Annotated in this window: 12 protein-coding genes; 2 read left to right on the forward strand and 10 right to left on the reverse strand. The window is 63.4% G+C overall.

Annotated elements, in window-relative coordinates:
- Positions 1 to 112 precede the first annotated feature (112 nt).
- The 3 genes from ACVOLZ_RS21370 to ACVOLZ_RS21380 all read right to left on the reverse strand — a co-directional run bounded on the left by ACVOLZ_RS21370 (position 113) and on the right by ACVOLZ_RS21380 (position 2390).
- On the reverse strand, positions 113 to 553 hold the full coding sequence (locus ACVOLZ_RS21370) for a hypothetical protein (protein WP_481517885.1): 441 nt from the start codon (positions 551 to 553) through the stop codon (positions 113 to 115).
- 215 nt (positions 554 to 768) lie between these two features.
- Positions 769 to 1722 carry a calcium/sodium antiporter gene (locus ACVOLZ_RS21375; protein ID WP_481517886.1) on the reverse strand — a complete coding sequence of 318 codons (954 nt, stop codon included), beginning with the start codon at positions 1720 to 1722 and terminating at the stop codon, positions 769 to 771.
- 77 nt (positions 1723 to 1799) lie between these two features.
- The gene (locus tag ACVOLZ_RS21380) at positions 1800 to 2390 is read right to left on the reverse strand and encodes a lectin (protein WP_481517887.1); all 591 of its coding nucleotides are present in this window, start codon (positions 2388 to 2390) and stop codon (positions 1800 to 1802) included.
- 132 nt (positions 2391 to 2522) lie between these two features.
- On the opposite strand from ACVOLZ_RS21380, the gene ACVOLZ_RS21385 reads away from it, so the two are divergent.
- Positions 2523 to 3086, forward strand: a complete 564-nt coding sequence (locus ACVOLZ_RS21385; RefSeq protein ID WP_481517888.1) for a hypothetical protein — start codon at positions 2523 to 2525, stop codon at positions 3084 to 3086.
- Here the strand turns inward: ACVOLZ_RS21385 and hmgA are convergent, their stop codons facing one another.
- The 3 genes from hmgA to hppD form a co-directional block, all read right to left on the reverse strand.
- Positions 3087 to 4385: a homogentisate 1,2-dioxygenase gene (gene hmgA / locus ACVOLZ_RS21390; RefSeq protein WP_481517889.1), complete on the reverse strand. Its 1299-nt coding sequence runs from the start codon at positions 4383 to 4385 to the stop codon at positions 3087 to 3089.
- 149 nt (positions 4386 to 4534) lie between these two features.
- Positions 4535 to 4933 carry an endonuclease domain-containing protein gene (locus ACVOLZ_RS21395; protein ID WP_481517890.1) on the reverse strand — a complete coding sequence of 133 codons (399 nt, stop codon included), beginning with the start codon at positions 4931 to 4933 and terminating at the stop codon, positions 4535 to 4537.
- Positions 4934 to 5034: 101 nt separating this feature from the next.
- On the reverse strand, positions 5035 to 6144 hold the full coding sequence (hppD, locus tag ACVOLZ_RS21400; protein ID WP_481517891.1) for a 4-hydroxyphenylpyruvate dioxygenase: 1110 nt from the start codon (positions 6142 to 6144) through the stop codon (positions 5035 to 5037).
- 128 nt (positions 6145 to 6272) lie between these two features.
- Here hppD and ACVOLZ_RS21405 point away from each other — a divergent pair, with 128 nt between their 5' ends.
- Entirely contained in the window at positions 6273 to 6767 is a 495-nt protein-coding gene (locus ACVOLZ_RS21405; RefSeq protein WP_481517892.1) for a MarR family winged helix-turn-helix transcriptional regulator, read from the forward strand.
- A gap of 13 nt (positions 6768 to 6780) precedes the next feature.
- On the opposite strand, the gene ACVOLZ_RS21410 is transcribed toward ACVOLZ_RS21405, so the two are convergent.
- The 4 genes from ACVOLZ_RS21410 to ACVOLZ_RS21425 all read right to left on the reverse strand — a co-directional run bounded on the left by ACVOLZ_RS21410 (position 6781) and on the right by ACVOLZ_RS21425 (position 11365).
- Positions 6781 to 7845, reverse strand: coding sequence for a hypothetical protein (locus ACVOLZ_RS21410; protein ID WP_481517893.1), 1065 nt, complete (start codon positions 7843 to 7845; stop codon positions 6781 to 6783).
- A gap of 335 nt (positions 7846 to 8180) precedes the next feature.
- A complete protein-coding gene (locus ACVOLZ_RS21415; RefSeq protein WP_481517894.1) occupies positions 8181 to 8774 on the reverse strand; it encodes a thioredoxin family protein in 594 nt (197 codons plus the stop codon).
- 10 nt (positions 8775 to 8784) lie between these two features.
- A complete protein-coding gene (locus ACVOLZ_RS21420; RefSeq protein ID WP_481517895.1) occupies positions 8785 to 10293 on the reverse strand; it encodes a peptide MFS transporter in 1509 nt (502 codons plus the stop codon).
- Positions 10294 to 10504: 211 nt separating this feature from the next.
- Positions 10505 to 11365, reverse strand: a complete 861-nt coding sequence (locus tag ACVOLZ_RS21425) for a tryptophan 2,3-dioxygenase (protein WP_481517896.1) — start codon at positions 11363 to 11365, stop codon at positions 10505 to 10507.
- Positions 11366 to 11562: the final 197 nt, after the last annotated feature.

Below are 11562 nucleotides of genomic sequence, written 5' to 3' on the forward strand. Positions count from 1 at the left end.
CCCCCAACACCCCCCCCCCCCCCCCCCCCGCCCCGCCCCCCCCCGCGGCGGCCCCCCCCCCCCCCCCCCCCCCCCCCCCCCCCCCCCCCCCCCCCCCCACTACCGGTCCGCTTCAGCGCAGCTGCAGCTGCGTGGCGTCATCGACCCGCACATGCGTCTGGTAGTAGTACTTGTCGCTGACGCGCCTGCCATCAGCAACGAATCCGATACGCACCATCCGCGCCGTACCCCGCACCAGAATAGCGCGTCCCTTCAAGGCTGCGCCGGGATCCGACCCGTATTGAGCCACCAGCTCCTGAAGCGCATCGGGCCCGATGCTGATGCTCAGATTGCGCGGATCGCGGTAATCCGATTGGGAGTTCAGATACAACCTGCCATCGGCATTGCCACTGGCACGCACCGTCAGCGCAAACACCCCATCTATCCCGCGCTGCGGACCAGCCGCAGCCGCCAGCTGCACCGCCATGGATGGGTCCACCCATGTGCTGCTACGGCCGACATGCGCACATCCCGCCAAGCCCATGCACGCCACAACCATCAAAAACCTGCGCATGCTCGACTCCTTGTCAGCCCTGAACCGTTGATTCAAGCCCAATCCGGGCAATGAATGCAAGGGACAGATGCCTCATACGCAGCAGCGCCAGCTGACCTGTGGGAGCGGCGTCAGCCGCGAAGCCACTGCAACAGCAACAGCAACAGCAGCATGGCATGTGATTGCATACAACCCGGCGCTTTCAGCTGTGCCAGCTTCGCTGGCTTGCGCCGCACCTACAAGGTGAACAGCGCCAGCTCCAGGCCTACCCACGCCAGGAACGCGATGAACAGCACCACGCCTTCGCTGCGGCTGATCTTCAGGTCGCCACGCAGCATCGGGTACAGCATCAGCACGAACACGATCGCCGCCGGCAATTCCAGCCGCACGAACGAGGCCGGCAACGGCATCGGCCGCAGTGCTGCCATACCGCCGATCACCACCAGCACATTGAACAGGCTGGAGCCGATCACGTGGCCTACGACCATGTCGCCCTGCCCGCGACGTGCAGCGGCAATGGCCGCGGCGACTTCCGGCAAGGCAGTGCCGATGGCCACCGGCAACAAACCGGCCAGCAACGGCGACATGCCCCAGCCCGCACCAATCACCGGCGCCGCCTGCACCACGAAGCGCGCGCCGTAGTACAGCACCACGCCTGCGATGACCACGCGGATCAGATTCAAGCCCAACACGGTGCGGGTGGTGGCGTAGTCGGCGATGTTTTCCTGCAATGCCACAGGTTCCTGCCGTGCACGCTTCAGCAGGAACGCCAGAACGCCGACAAAGCCGAGCAGCAACACGATGCCTTCGATGCGGCTGATCACACCATCCAGTCCGAACACGATCAAGGCCAGCGTCGCCACCGCCAGCAGCACCAGCAGCGGCGATAGCAGGCGTGTGCGTACCACCAGCGGGAACGCCAACGCAGCCAGCCCCAGGGTCAGGCCGACATTGACGATATTGCTGCCGACCGCGTTGCCCAGCGCCAACTCCTGCGCGCCGACCGCGAACGCGCGGGCATTGACCACCAGCTCCGGCAACGAGGTGCCGAAGGCCACCAGCAACAAGCCAGCGACGAAAGGCGAGGCACCGAAGCGCTGAGCCAGGCCGGAGGCGGCCTTGACGATGGAATCACCGCCCAGGGCCAGCAGCACCAGCCCCAGGACAAACCATGCGATAGCTTCGAACATTGCGCCTCCCTCCCCTGCAGTGATGACGGCGGTGCCCGGAGCATACCCGCGCTACTGCCTATGACCGCCGCAGCGTATCAGCCACAGCCTTCCACGTAATCCACCTGCGGCGGCAGGCCTACGCGCCAGAGCGTCGCCTTGCCGTCGGCGCCCAATTCGAACACCAGCACGCCCTGGCTGCCGTCCGTTGCCGGCACCCGCAGCACCTTGCCGTCTTCCACGTATTTGTGTGGCTGCAGCGACTCAGCCTGCGGGTAAAGCGCCTGCAGCTGGGTCAGATCCATGCCGATCTTTCCGCCACCGGGCGCCGCGGTATCGCCACCGCGTACGTCGTAGCGGACGAACTTGCCGCCCTCGAGCATGAAGAACGGCCCACCCTCACTGTGCGCGGACGGCGACAGGTAATAGCAGCCGCCATCGGCAGCGGCATCGCCCTGCAGTTCGCCCGTCCATACCGTGCGCAGCTGATCGGCATCAATGCCCAACTGGGCGGCGCCATAGCCCTGCCAGTCAGCATCGCTGCCTGTCGCTGACGTGGAATTGGCAGGGCTTGGCGCTTGCACCGGGGCTGCAGCAGGTTCGGCGGCTACCGGCTCGGCCGGCGGCGTGCGCTGGCAAGCCACCAGCAGGATGGCAAACAGGGACATCGGCAGGGCAATGCGCTTCATGCAGCAGCTCCGGGCGGGTTCGCGGCCGAGTCTAGCGGCAACGGTGTCCGGCCAGCGCGAAGACAGGCTTGTCATCGTGGTTTCACCTGACGGCGACAGGCTGGGCGCCTACGTCGCCCGTCCCCAACGCCCATGCAACCGCACAAGACCGAACTTGGCCACACCGTGCTACAAACGCACCGCGCCGCGCTCGACCTGCGCCAGCGGCGGGCATTGATCCTGTGTGATGGCAAACGCAACCTCGCCGAACTGAGCGGAATGCTCGGCAATGACGTGCCCGAGCTGATCGAACAACTGCAGCGCGACGGCTATCTGCAGGTGGATGCGCCCCCTGCCCCTGTATCCATCGCGCCGGCTCCGGTCGCGGCTGTCTCGAGACCTGCGGTAGCAGCCACGACACCTGCCCCGGCGCCACCGCAGGCCCCCGTTGAACGGCGGCGTTCAATGGTCGCCGCACGCATCTATGTACTGGATATTCTGGCGCTGCAGCGCAATCCCACCGCAGCCCAACTGCACAAGCTGCTGCAGGCAGCGCGCGAGGAAGGCGATACCGTGCAGGCGCTGAAGCTGGCACTCAGCCATCTACCGGCAATGACTTCCGACGGCTACACCCAGCGCGTGCGTGGACGCCTGCAGGAAGTGTTGCCCGAGACGCATCTGGCAGCGGTACTGGAACCAGCACCGCTGCCGACGTGATCACCCCTTGGGCGGAGTGAAATTGTTGCGCAGCCCACTCCAGCAGGCCTGGTAGCCACGCTGGCGGTGCGCGGCGTCCATCGCCTGCTCGGTCGGGCAGATCACGCCACGGGTTTCGAACATGAAGGCCATGGTGTCGGTGATAACGTCCGGCTTGGACAGATCCGCCTGCGAGGCCTTGTCGAAAGTCGCCGCATCCGGGCCGTGGCCGGTCATGCAGTTGTGCATCGACGCACCGCCCGGCACGAAGCCCTCGGCCTTGGCGTCGTAGGCGCCGTGGATCAGGCCCATGAACTCGCTGGCGATGTTGCGGTGGAACCAAGGCGGACGGAAGGTGTTCTGCGCCACCAGCCAACGCGGCGGGAAGATCACGAAATCCAGGTTGCTGGTGCCCGGGGTGTCGCTGGCCGAATGCAGCACCAGGAAGATCGACGGATCCGGATGGTCGTAGCTGATCGAGCCGATGGTGTTGAAGTGGCGCAGGTCGTAGCGGTAAGGCGCGTAGTTGCCGTGCCAGCCGACCACGTCGAGCGGCGAGTGGCCGATGTCTGCGCGCCACAGGCGGCCCTGGAATTTGGCGACCAGCTCGAACTGGCCGTCGAGGTTTTCATACGCGGCGACTGGCGTTTCGAAGTCGCGCGGATTGGCCAGGCCATTGCTGCCGATCGGGCCGAGGTCGGGCAGCTTCAACAGCGCACCGAAGTTCTCGCAGACATAGCCGCGCGCCTGCCCGTCGAGCAGTTCAACCGCGAAGCGCACGCCACGCGGGATTACCGCGATCTGCTGCGGCTCGATCTCGATCACGCCCATTTCGGTGCGCAGGCGCAGCCGGCCCAGCTGCGGCACGATCAGTAGTTCGCCGTCGGCGTTGTAAAAGTAGCGCCCGCGCATGTCGGCATTGGCGGCGTACAGATGGATACCGGCGCCGGTATGCGCTTCGGCCGAGCCGTTGCCGCCCATCGTGTACAGGCCATCGATGAAGTCGGTAGGCACGCTGGGCAGCGGCAGCGGGTCCCAGCGCAGCTGGTTGGGCGATGCAGCGGCCTTGCTGAAATCGCTGTGCAGGCGCGGCTGCTCGAACGGGGTGAACTCACCGTGCATCGCCGCCGGGCGGATGCGGTACAGCCAGCTGCGGCGATTGCTGCCGCGCGGCGCGGTGAAGGCGGTGCCGGTCAGCTGCTCGGCGTACAGCCCGTGCGCTACCTGCTGCGGCGAATTACGACCGACCGGCAAGGTGCCGGGCACAGCCTCGGTGGCGAATTCATTGCCGAAGCCGGATTGATAAGCGTTGCTGACCATCGCAAACCTGCCTGTGTTGTTGCGTTTAAAGCCCCTCTCCCTCCGGGAGAGGGGTTGGGGTGAGGGTAAAAGGTGAAGCATTGCCGCTTAAAGCCCCTCTCCCTCCGGGAGAGGGGTTGGGGTGAGGGTAAAAGGTGAAGCATTGCCGCTTAAAGCCCCTCTCCCTCCGGGAGAGGGGTTGGGGTGAGGGTGAGGCTTTCAGCCATCATCAAAATGGCTTCCAGCACCGCATCCACCTGCAGCAGCACATCGTTGTCCCAGAAGCGCAATACGGTCAAACCTTGCTGCTCGAGAAAGCGAGTGCGAACACGATCGACGTCTTCATTGTGCTGTGAGCCATCAAGCTCCACCACCAGCCGCTTGGCCTCGCAGTAAAAATCCACGATATACGGCGGAACCGGATGTTGCCTGCGAAACTTCAACCCACACAGCTGGCCGTTCCTCAACCTGTTCCAGAGCTTGCGCTCGGCGTCGGTCAGGTTACGACGGAGCCTGCGGGCACGACCAAGAGTAACGGTGGGTAACGGCGGTTTGCTGCTATAGCTCATGAAACGGCCTCCTTGCGCCTTTCATGATCTTTAGCAGCTTCGCCCTCACCCCAACCCCTCTCCCGGCGGGAGAGGGGCTATGTCCTATAGCGCGTTACGTCTTAAAGCACACCACGATCCATCTGGTCGCGCTCGATGCTTTCAAACAGCGCCTGGAAGTTGCCTTCGCCAAAACCTTCATTGCCCTTGCGCTGGATGATCTCGAAGAAGATCGGGCCGATGCAGTTCTTGGTGAAGATCTGCAGCAGCTTGCGCTGCTTGGTTTCCGGGTCGGCGTCGATCAGGATCTTGTTCTTGCGCAGGCGCTCCACGTCTTCGCCATTGTTCGGAATGCGCAGGTCGACCACGTCGAAGTAGGTGTCCGGCGTATCCAGGAAATCAATGCCCTGCGCACGCATCGCTTCAACGGTGTCGTAGATGTTGTCGGTGAAGCAGGCGATGTGCTGGATGCCCTCGCCCTTGTAGGCATCGAGGTATTCGTTGATCTGGCTCTTCGGGTCGGACGACTCGTTGAGCGGGATGCGCACGACGCCGTCCGGCGCGGTCATCGCCTTGGACACCAGGCCGGTCTTTGCGCCCTTGATGTCGAAGTAACGGATCTCGCGGAAGTTGAACAGGCGCTCGTAATAGTCCGACCACTGCTGCATGTTGCCCAGGTACAGATTGTGGGTCAGGTGGTCGATGAAGGTCAGGCCGAAGCCGACCGGGTTCTGCTCGGCGCCTTCGATCGGCTCGTAGTCGGCGTCGTAGATGCTTTCGGCACCGCCGTAACGATCCACCAGGTACAGCATGCAATCGCCGATGCCCTTGATCACCGGCGCCGGCACCGCGCGGGTCTCGGCCAGCAGGGTGACTTCCTCGGCACCGTTGCCCAGGGCCATGGCAAGCACTTCGTCAGCCGGCTTCTGGAAGCGGATGGCGAAGCCGCAGGCGCTCGGGCCGTGCTTGGCGGCGAAGTCGGCAGCAAACGAATTCGGCTCCTCGTTCACAAGAAAGTTGACGCCGCCTTGACGGTAGACGGTAATAGCACGCTGCCGGTGGCGGAGGACGGCTGTGAACCCCATGTTCTTGAAGTAAGCGTGCAGCTGGGCAGCCTGCCCCGCCGGTGCGCCGAATTCGACGAACTCAAAACCATCGATGCCCATCGGGTTTTCAAAGGTGGTGACCTGCATGCCCAGGTTGGGCGCGTTGGATGCAGTAGGGGTATTCATGGGTTGCCTCCGGAAGCATGGCGGTCGCCGGGGTACCGGCGATGAAAACAGGAAGATCCGCCGCAAAAAGCGGGTCTGGACCGAAGGTTATAGTTTCACATGAAACCACCATCAAGGTGCACTGCAGCATGAGCTCTTCCGATTACAGCAAGTCCACCAGCATCCGCGCCTCGCACGTGTTGCTGGATCTTGAGCAGTTCCTGCCTTACCGCATCAGCGTGTTGTCCAACCGGGTCAGCGCCAACATCGCCCGGCTGTACGGCGAACGCTATGGCCTGGCCATTCCCGAATGGCGTGTGATCACCATCCTGGCGCTGTATCCGGGCTCCTCGGCCAGTGAAGTGTCCGAGCGCACGGCAATGGACAAGGTGGCGGTCAGCCGCGCCGTGGCGCGTCTGCTGGAGCGCGGTTTCATCAAACGCGAGACCCATGGCGATGACCGTCGCCGCTCGGTGCTGGCGCTTTCTGCCGCAGGCTTCGAGGTCTACGAGACCATCGCGCCGATGGTGATCGAGATGGAACGGCGGCTGATGTCGGCGCTCACCGAGGACGAAGAACAGGTACTCGAACGCCTGATCACGCGCTTGGCCGATGCCGGTCTGCAGCGCATGAACGAGGGTTGATCGTCGCTGACGATCAACTCAGGTGCTTGCGCCGCGCATAGATCCACGGCGCGGCAAGGGCCGCGATCGCACCACCTGCAAAACCCAATGCCGCCGCCACCGCCGCCGCTTCCACGCGGCCGGGCAAAGCCAATGCTGCAAGCAGCAACAGGCCGGCCGGCAGACCGATGAACGAGGTCAGGAAGAACCGCCAGCGCGGCACCCACGTGTGCAGCTGCATCAGGCTGGCGCCAGTCCAGGCATCGTTGGCTTGGTCACGTCTGATTTTGTCCACCAGCTTGACCAGATCGACTTCGGCAGTGCCTTTACCCATGCGTGCCAACGCCAGTTCCGCGCCAACTTCGGCCGGTGCCGGCCAGTTGGACGGCCATGCTTCTGGCGCAGCAACGCCATAAGCGGTCAACAGCGGCAGTGACAAGGCGGGCACCGGCAGCGCGCGCAGTCGGCGCTTGTCCATCACGCACCAAAATTGGGTCAAGCCGTCGTTGTTGACCTGGTAGAGCGCCAACTGTTCCGGCGCCGGGTACGGCAAGGCGGTCACCCGTGCCGCCATTGATTCCACCCCCATCGCGCGCAGAAAGCCGACACGGCTACGGCCGGATTGCGCCCAGCCCAGGCCCAGCGGCGATAGCAGCATGACTTCGGCGTGATCGTTGGCGCCGCTGTTGGCGCGCTCATCGCTGGCCAGAAAGGCCGACAAGGAATTGGGTTCGGCCACATCGGGTTTGCCCCAGCGCTGCGAATGGCCGAGCAGGAACTTCAACGGCACGCGCGCGGCGACGGTCTCGCCGCGCACGCTGTCCGAGGCAAACGGCACCACGCTGGCGACAAAGGCGCGCAGTTCATTGCCGGGCGATGCACTCCACTCCGGCGGCAGCAGACCGGCCAGCAGCCCGTTACGCGCGATTTGGTCGATCTGTTCCTTCTGTTCCACCAGGCGGATGACTGCCGACTGCAACATGATGTTGGGCGGCACTGCGGCCTGCGGCAGCCGGTAGCGCGGCGGCGGTGCGGATTCTTCCGGCGCCGCGCTTTCGTCCAGCAGTTCGTCCACCGTAGGCAGGCTGGTACCGGACATATCCTGTTCGGCGGTCGCGACGGCGTTGGAATCAGAGCTGGCAGCTGGCTGCATGATGAGTAAGGGCAAGGCGCCGGATGCAGAGGGATTGATTCGTTAGCGGCCGCGGGCGAACAAAATGAAGATCATGGCTGTTGCTTTGCCCCCTCCCTTTGGCCAACGGCCAAGGGGAGGGCTGGGGAGGGGTGCTTTGGCTTTGGCTTTGCTTACAGCCGACAGCAAAGAACAAAATCAAATGCACCCCTCCCCAACCCTCCCCTGCGCTGTGCGCAAGGGAGGGGGCACAAAAAAAACGGCGCCTTTCGGCGCCGTTTTCGTTCAACCACATCGCAGGCTTACTTCGCCGGCGGTGCCCATGCTTTCAGGAAGGCATCGAACTTGGCGCGGTCGTAACCCTTGCCCTTCTCCAGATCGCCAGTGAACTGCGAATGCAGCAGCTGGCCTTCGGCATCCAGCACGAACAGGTGCGGGTAGCCCTTGATCTCGGGGAAGCGCGCAAGAAACTCGGCGTTCTCGTTCTCTTCGCTGTAGTTGACCTTCATCCACACGTAGTTGGCATCGCGGAAGCGGCGCAGCTCCGAATCACCTTCCATGAAGGCGTCCAGCAGATGGCACCAGGAGCACCACTCGCCGCCCACGTCCAGGATGATCCGCTTGCCGCCACGCTGGGCCTCGACCTTGGCCGTTTCCAGGTCCGCGACCGGGTCGCGGGCCGGGTCGAACTGTGCATTGAGACCAGCCACTGCAGCGATGTCCGCTGCGGTGGGGGTATTACCCGATGCCACCGGTTGGCTGGTATCAGCCACCGGTGTCTTCTGTTCGGAAGTATCCAGCGGCTGCACCTTTTCAGGCTTGGCGGCAGGCGGTTGATTGCAGCCAACCAGCGCTACGCTGAGCAACAGGGGAAGCATTCCGAACAGCAGTTTCATCGCTTACTCCTTACTTCACACCGTGCATGAGCTTGTTGATCAACGGCGCGACCAGGAACAGGACCACGCCCGAACCCACCAGGGCCCAGAAGCCGAAGGTGTAACCGGACTGCGCCGATGCCACGGTCATGCCGCCTTCGCCGCTGACCTTGCCGGCAAAGATACCGGCCAGGTTGTTACCGATGGCGATCGACAGGAACCAGCAACCCATTGCCATACCGGCCAGACGGGTCGGTGCCAGCTTGGTCGTCATCGACAGACCGATCGGCGACAGGCACAGCTCACCGATGGACTGGATCACGTAGACCGCGAACAAGGTCCAGAACGGGATCTTGCCGGCGTCGTTGACCATGCTCGACAGCGCCACCATCAGCAGCAGGAAGGCCAGGCCATTGAACACCAGGCCCAGGCCGAACTTGCGCGGGATCGACGGATTTGACTTGCCCATCTTGACCCACATCCAGGCCATGATCGGCGCACAGACGATGATGGCCACCGAGTTCACCGACTGGAACCACTCCAGCGGGAAGGTCCAGCTGCCGAATTCGCGGTTGACGATCTTGTCGGCAAGGAAGGTGAACGAGCTGCCGGCCTGTTCGAAGAACATCCAGAACAGCACGTTGAACACGAAGATCACCAACATGGCGATCACCTTGTCACGCGCGACCGAACCACTGCGGATGCCTTCGACCAGCAGCATCACTGCCGGCACGATGAACAGCGCCATCAGGATCGCCTGCAGCACATTGGCATCAATGGTCAGCAGGAAATAGAACACCGGGATGCCAACCAGCAAGCCCAGCGCAGCGACCAGCGCCACCCGGCTCAGACTCTGCTGACCTTCTTCCGGCAGGCCAATACCCTTGAGCTGGCTACGACCGAACCAGAACCAGATCAGGCTGATCACCATGCCGATACCCGAGGCGATGAACACCCACTGGTAATGCGGGTCCTGCTCGGTACCGAACACCATCTTGGCCAGCGCACCGGTGATGACCGGGGCCAGCAGCGCACCGATGTTGATGCCCATGTAGAAAATGGTGAAGCCAGCATCGCGACGTGCATCGCCCTGCACGTACAGCTTGCCCACCATGGTGGAAATGATCGGCTTGAACAGGCCGTTGCCGACGATGATTGTGGCAAGACCCAGCTTGAAGATCATTTCGCTGGGCGAAACCAGCATGAACAGGCCGATGGCCATGAACAGCGCGCCGAGCAGGATCGAGCGCTGGAAGCCGACCAGCTTGTCAGCGACATAGCCGCCGAAGATCGCGCCGGCGTACACCAGTGCCAGGTAGGCGCCATAGAGCTCGGCCGCCGGCTTTTCGCCCGACGCCAAGCCACCCTGGAACTGGGCAACGATGTACAGCACCATGGCCCAACGAATGCCGTAGAACGCAAAGCGCTCCCAGAATTCGGCCATGAACAGCATCCACAAAGGCTTGGGATGACCAAGCAGCGTCTTGAACTCCGGCACGGGCGCCGGGGTTGGTGCGGAATTCGGCGCGGCAGCGCTCATGCGGTGTCCCCTGATGATTCGTTGGGTAAGTAATGCAAACAAGTCGGCCGGAACCGGCGCGACGGGCGAGGATCACAGAAGCGTCGGCTTCACGTCAAATACATACTGCTGCAACCAACAGCTGCGCCATGGCTGGGGCGGGCTCTCCGAGCCCAGCCCATGGTGCATTGCAAGCCGCTGAATAGGCTGAGTTTTCAACCCTGGCAAGGGCTCAGGCGTCGCCGCGGATGGTGGTACGCACTTCGAACAGCTCGGGGAAGAAGGTCAGCTCCAACGCCTGCCGCAGGAAGCCCACACCGCTGGAACCGCCCGTACCACGCTTGAAACCGATCACCCGCATCACCGTGCGCATGTGGCGGAAGCGCCACAGCTGGAACTGGGTTTCCAGGTCCACCAGGTCCTCGCACAGCGAATACTCACGCCAATAGCGGTCGGTGTCCTGATAGATGTTCTCGAAGACCTGGCGCAGGGCCGGGTCGCTGATATGCGACTGGGTCCAGTCGTGGCCTTCGTAGGCCGCCGGGATGGCGTGGCCGAAGCGCGACAGGTAAGCCAGGAATTCCTCATACAGACTGGGCGCTTCCAGCACCTCGCGCAGCTGCGCCTGCCCTTCAGGGTCATGGGCGAACACGTTGAGCATGTCGGCGTTCTTGTTGCCCAGCAGGAATTCGATATAGCGGTACTGCAGCGACTGGAAGCCCGAGGACGGGCCGAGCACATCGCGGAAGCCCATGTATTCGGAGGGAGTAAGAGTCTCCAGCACCGCCCACTGCTCGGTCAGCAGGCGCAGCACCTGCTTGGCCCGGGCCAGCACCTTGCGGCATTGCCAGACCTCGTCGCGCTGCATGTGGCCGCGGGCAGCGCGCAGCTCATGGCCGAGCAGCTTGAGCCACAGCTCCGAGGTCTGGTGCTGGATGATGAACAGCATTTCGTCGTGGTGCGGCGGGTTGGACAGCGGCTGCTGGGCCGTCAGCAGCTGGTCCAGGCGCAGGTAGCCGCCGTAGGTGAGCCGGCCTTGCAGGTCGGTATGGATACCGGCTTCGAGCTCACGCTGGTTCTTTTCTACGGTCATCGGCCTGGCCATCGTATGGGGCGGCAAGGGTAACGCAGCGTTGGACCTTCTGTAGTGGGGGGGGGGGGGGGGGGGGGGGGGGGGGGGGGGGGGGGCGCCCCCCCCCCCCGCCGGGCCACCCGCGAAAAAAAAAAAAAAAGACAGAGCGCCACGCAACAAAGAAAAGACCAAACAAAACCAACAAAAAAAAGACCACG

This window comes from Stenotrophomonas sp. STEN020 (genome assembly GCF_056760195.1).

Bases quoted from the DNA above. Each gene is read 5' to 3' on its own strand.
- ACVOLZ_RS21370 (WP_481517885.1), bottom strand. From the start codon at position 553: ATGCGCAGGTTTTTGATGGTTGTGGCGTGCATGGGCTTGGCGGGATGT.
- ACVOLZ_RS21375 (WP_481517886.1), bottom strand. From the start codon at position 1,722: ATGTTCGAAGCTATCGCATGGTTTGTCCTGGGGCTGGTGCTGCTGGCC.
- ACVOLZ_RS21380 (WP_481517887.1), bottom strand. From the start codon at position 2,390: ATGAAGCGCATTGCCCTGCCGATGTCCCTGTTTGCCATCCTGCTGGTG.
- ACVOLZ_RS21385 (WP_481517888.1), top strand. From the start codon at position 2,523: ATGCAACCGCACAAGACCGAACTTGGCCACACCGTGCTACAAACGCAC.
- hmgA (WP_481517889.1), bottom strand. From the start codon at position 4,385: ATGGTCAGCAACGCTTATCAATCCGGCTTCGGCAATGAATTCGCCACC.
- ACVOLZ_RS21395 (WP_481517890.1), bottom strand. From the start codon at position 4,933: ATGAGCTATAGCAGCAAACCGCCGTTACCCACCGTTACTCTTGGTCGT.
- hppD (WP_481517891.1), bottom strand. From the start codon at position 6,144: ATGAATACCCCTACTGCATCCAACGCGCCCAACCTGGGCATGCAGGTC.
- ACVOLZ_RS21405 (WP_481517892.1), top strand. From the start codon at position 6,273: ATGAGCTCTTCCGATTACAGCAAGTCCACCAGCATCCGCGCCTCGCAC.
- ACVOLZ_RS21410 (WP_481517893.1), bottom strand. From the start codon at position 7,845: ATGTCCGGTACCAGCCTGCCTACGGTGGACGAACTGCTGGACGAAAGC.
- ACVOLZ_RS21415 (WP_481517894.1), bottom strand. From the start codon at position 8,774: ATGAAACTGCTGTTCGGAATGCTTCCCCTGTTGCTCAGCGTAGCGCTG.
- ACVOLZ_RS21420 (WP_481517895.1), bottom strand. From the start codon at position 10,293: ATGAGCGCTGCCGCGCCGAATTCCGCACCAACCCCGGCGCCCGTGCCG.
- ACVOLZ_RS21425 (WP_481517896.1), bottom strand. From the start codon at position 11,365: ATGACCGTAGAAAAGAACCAGCGTGAGCTCGAAGCCGGTATCCATACC.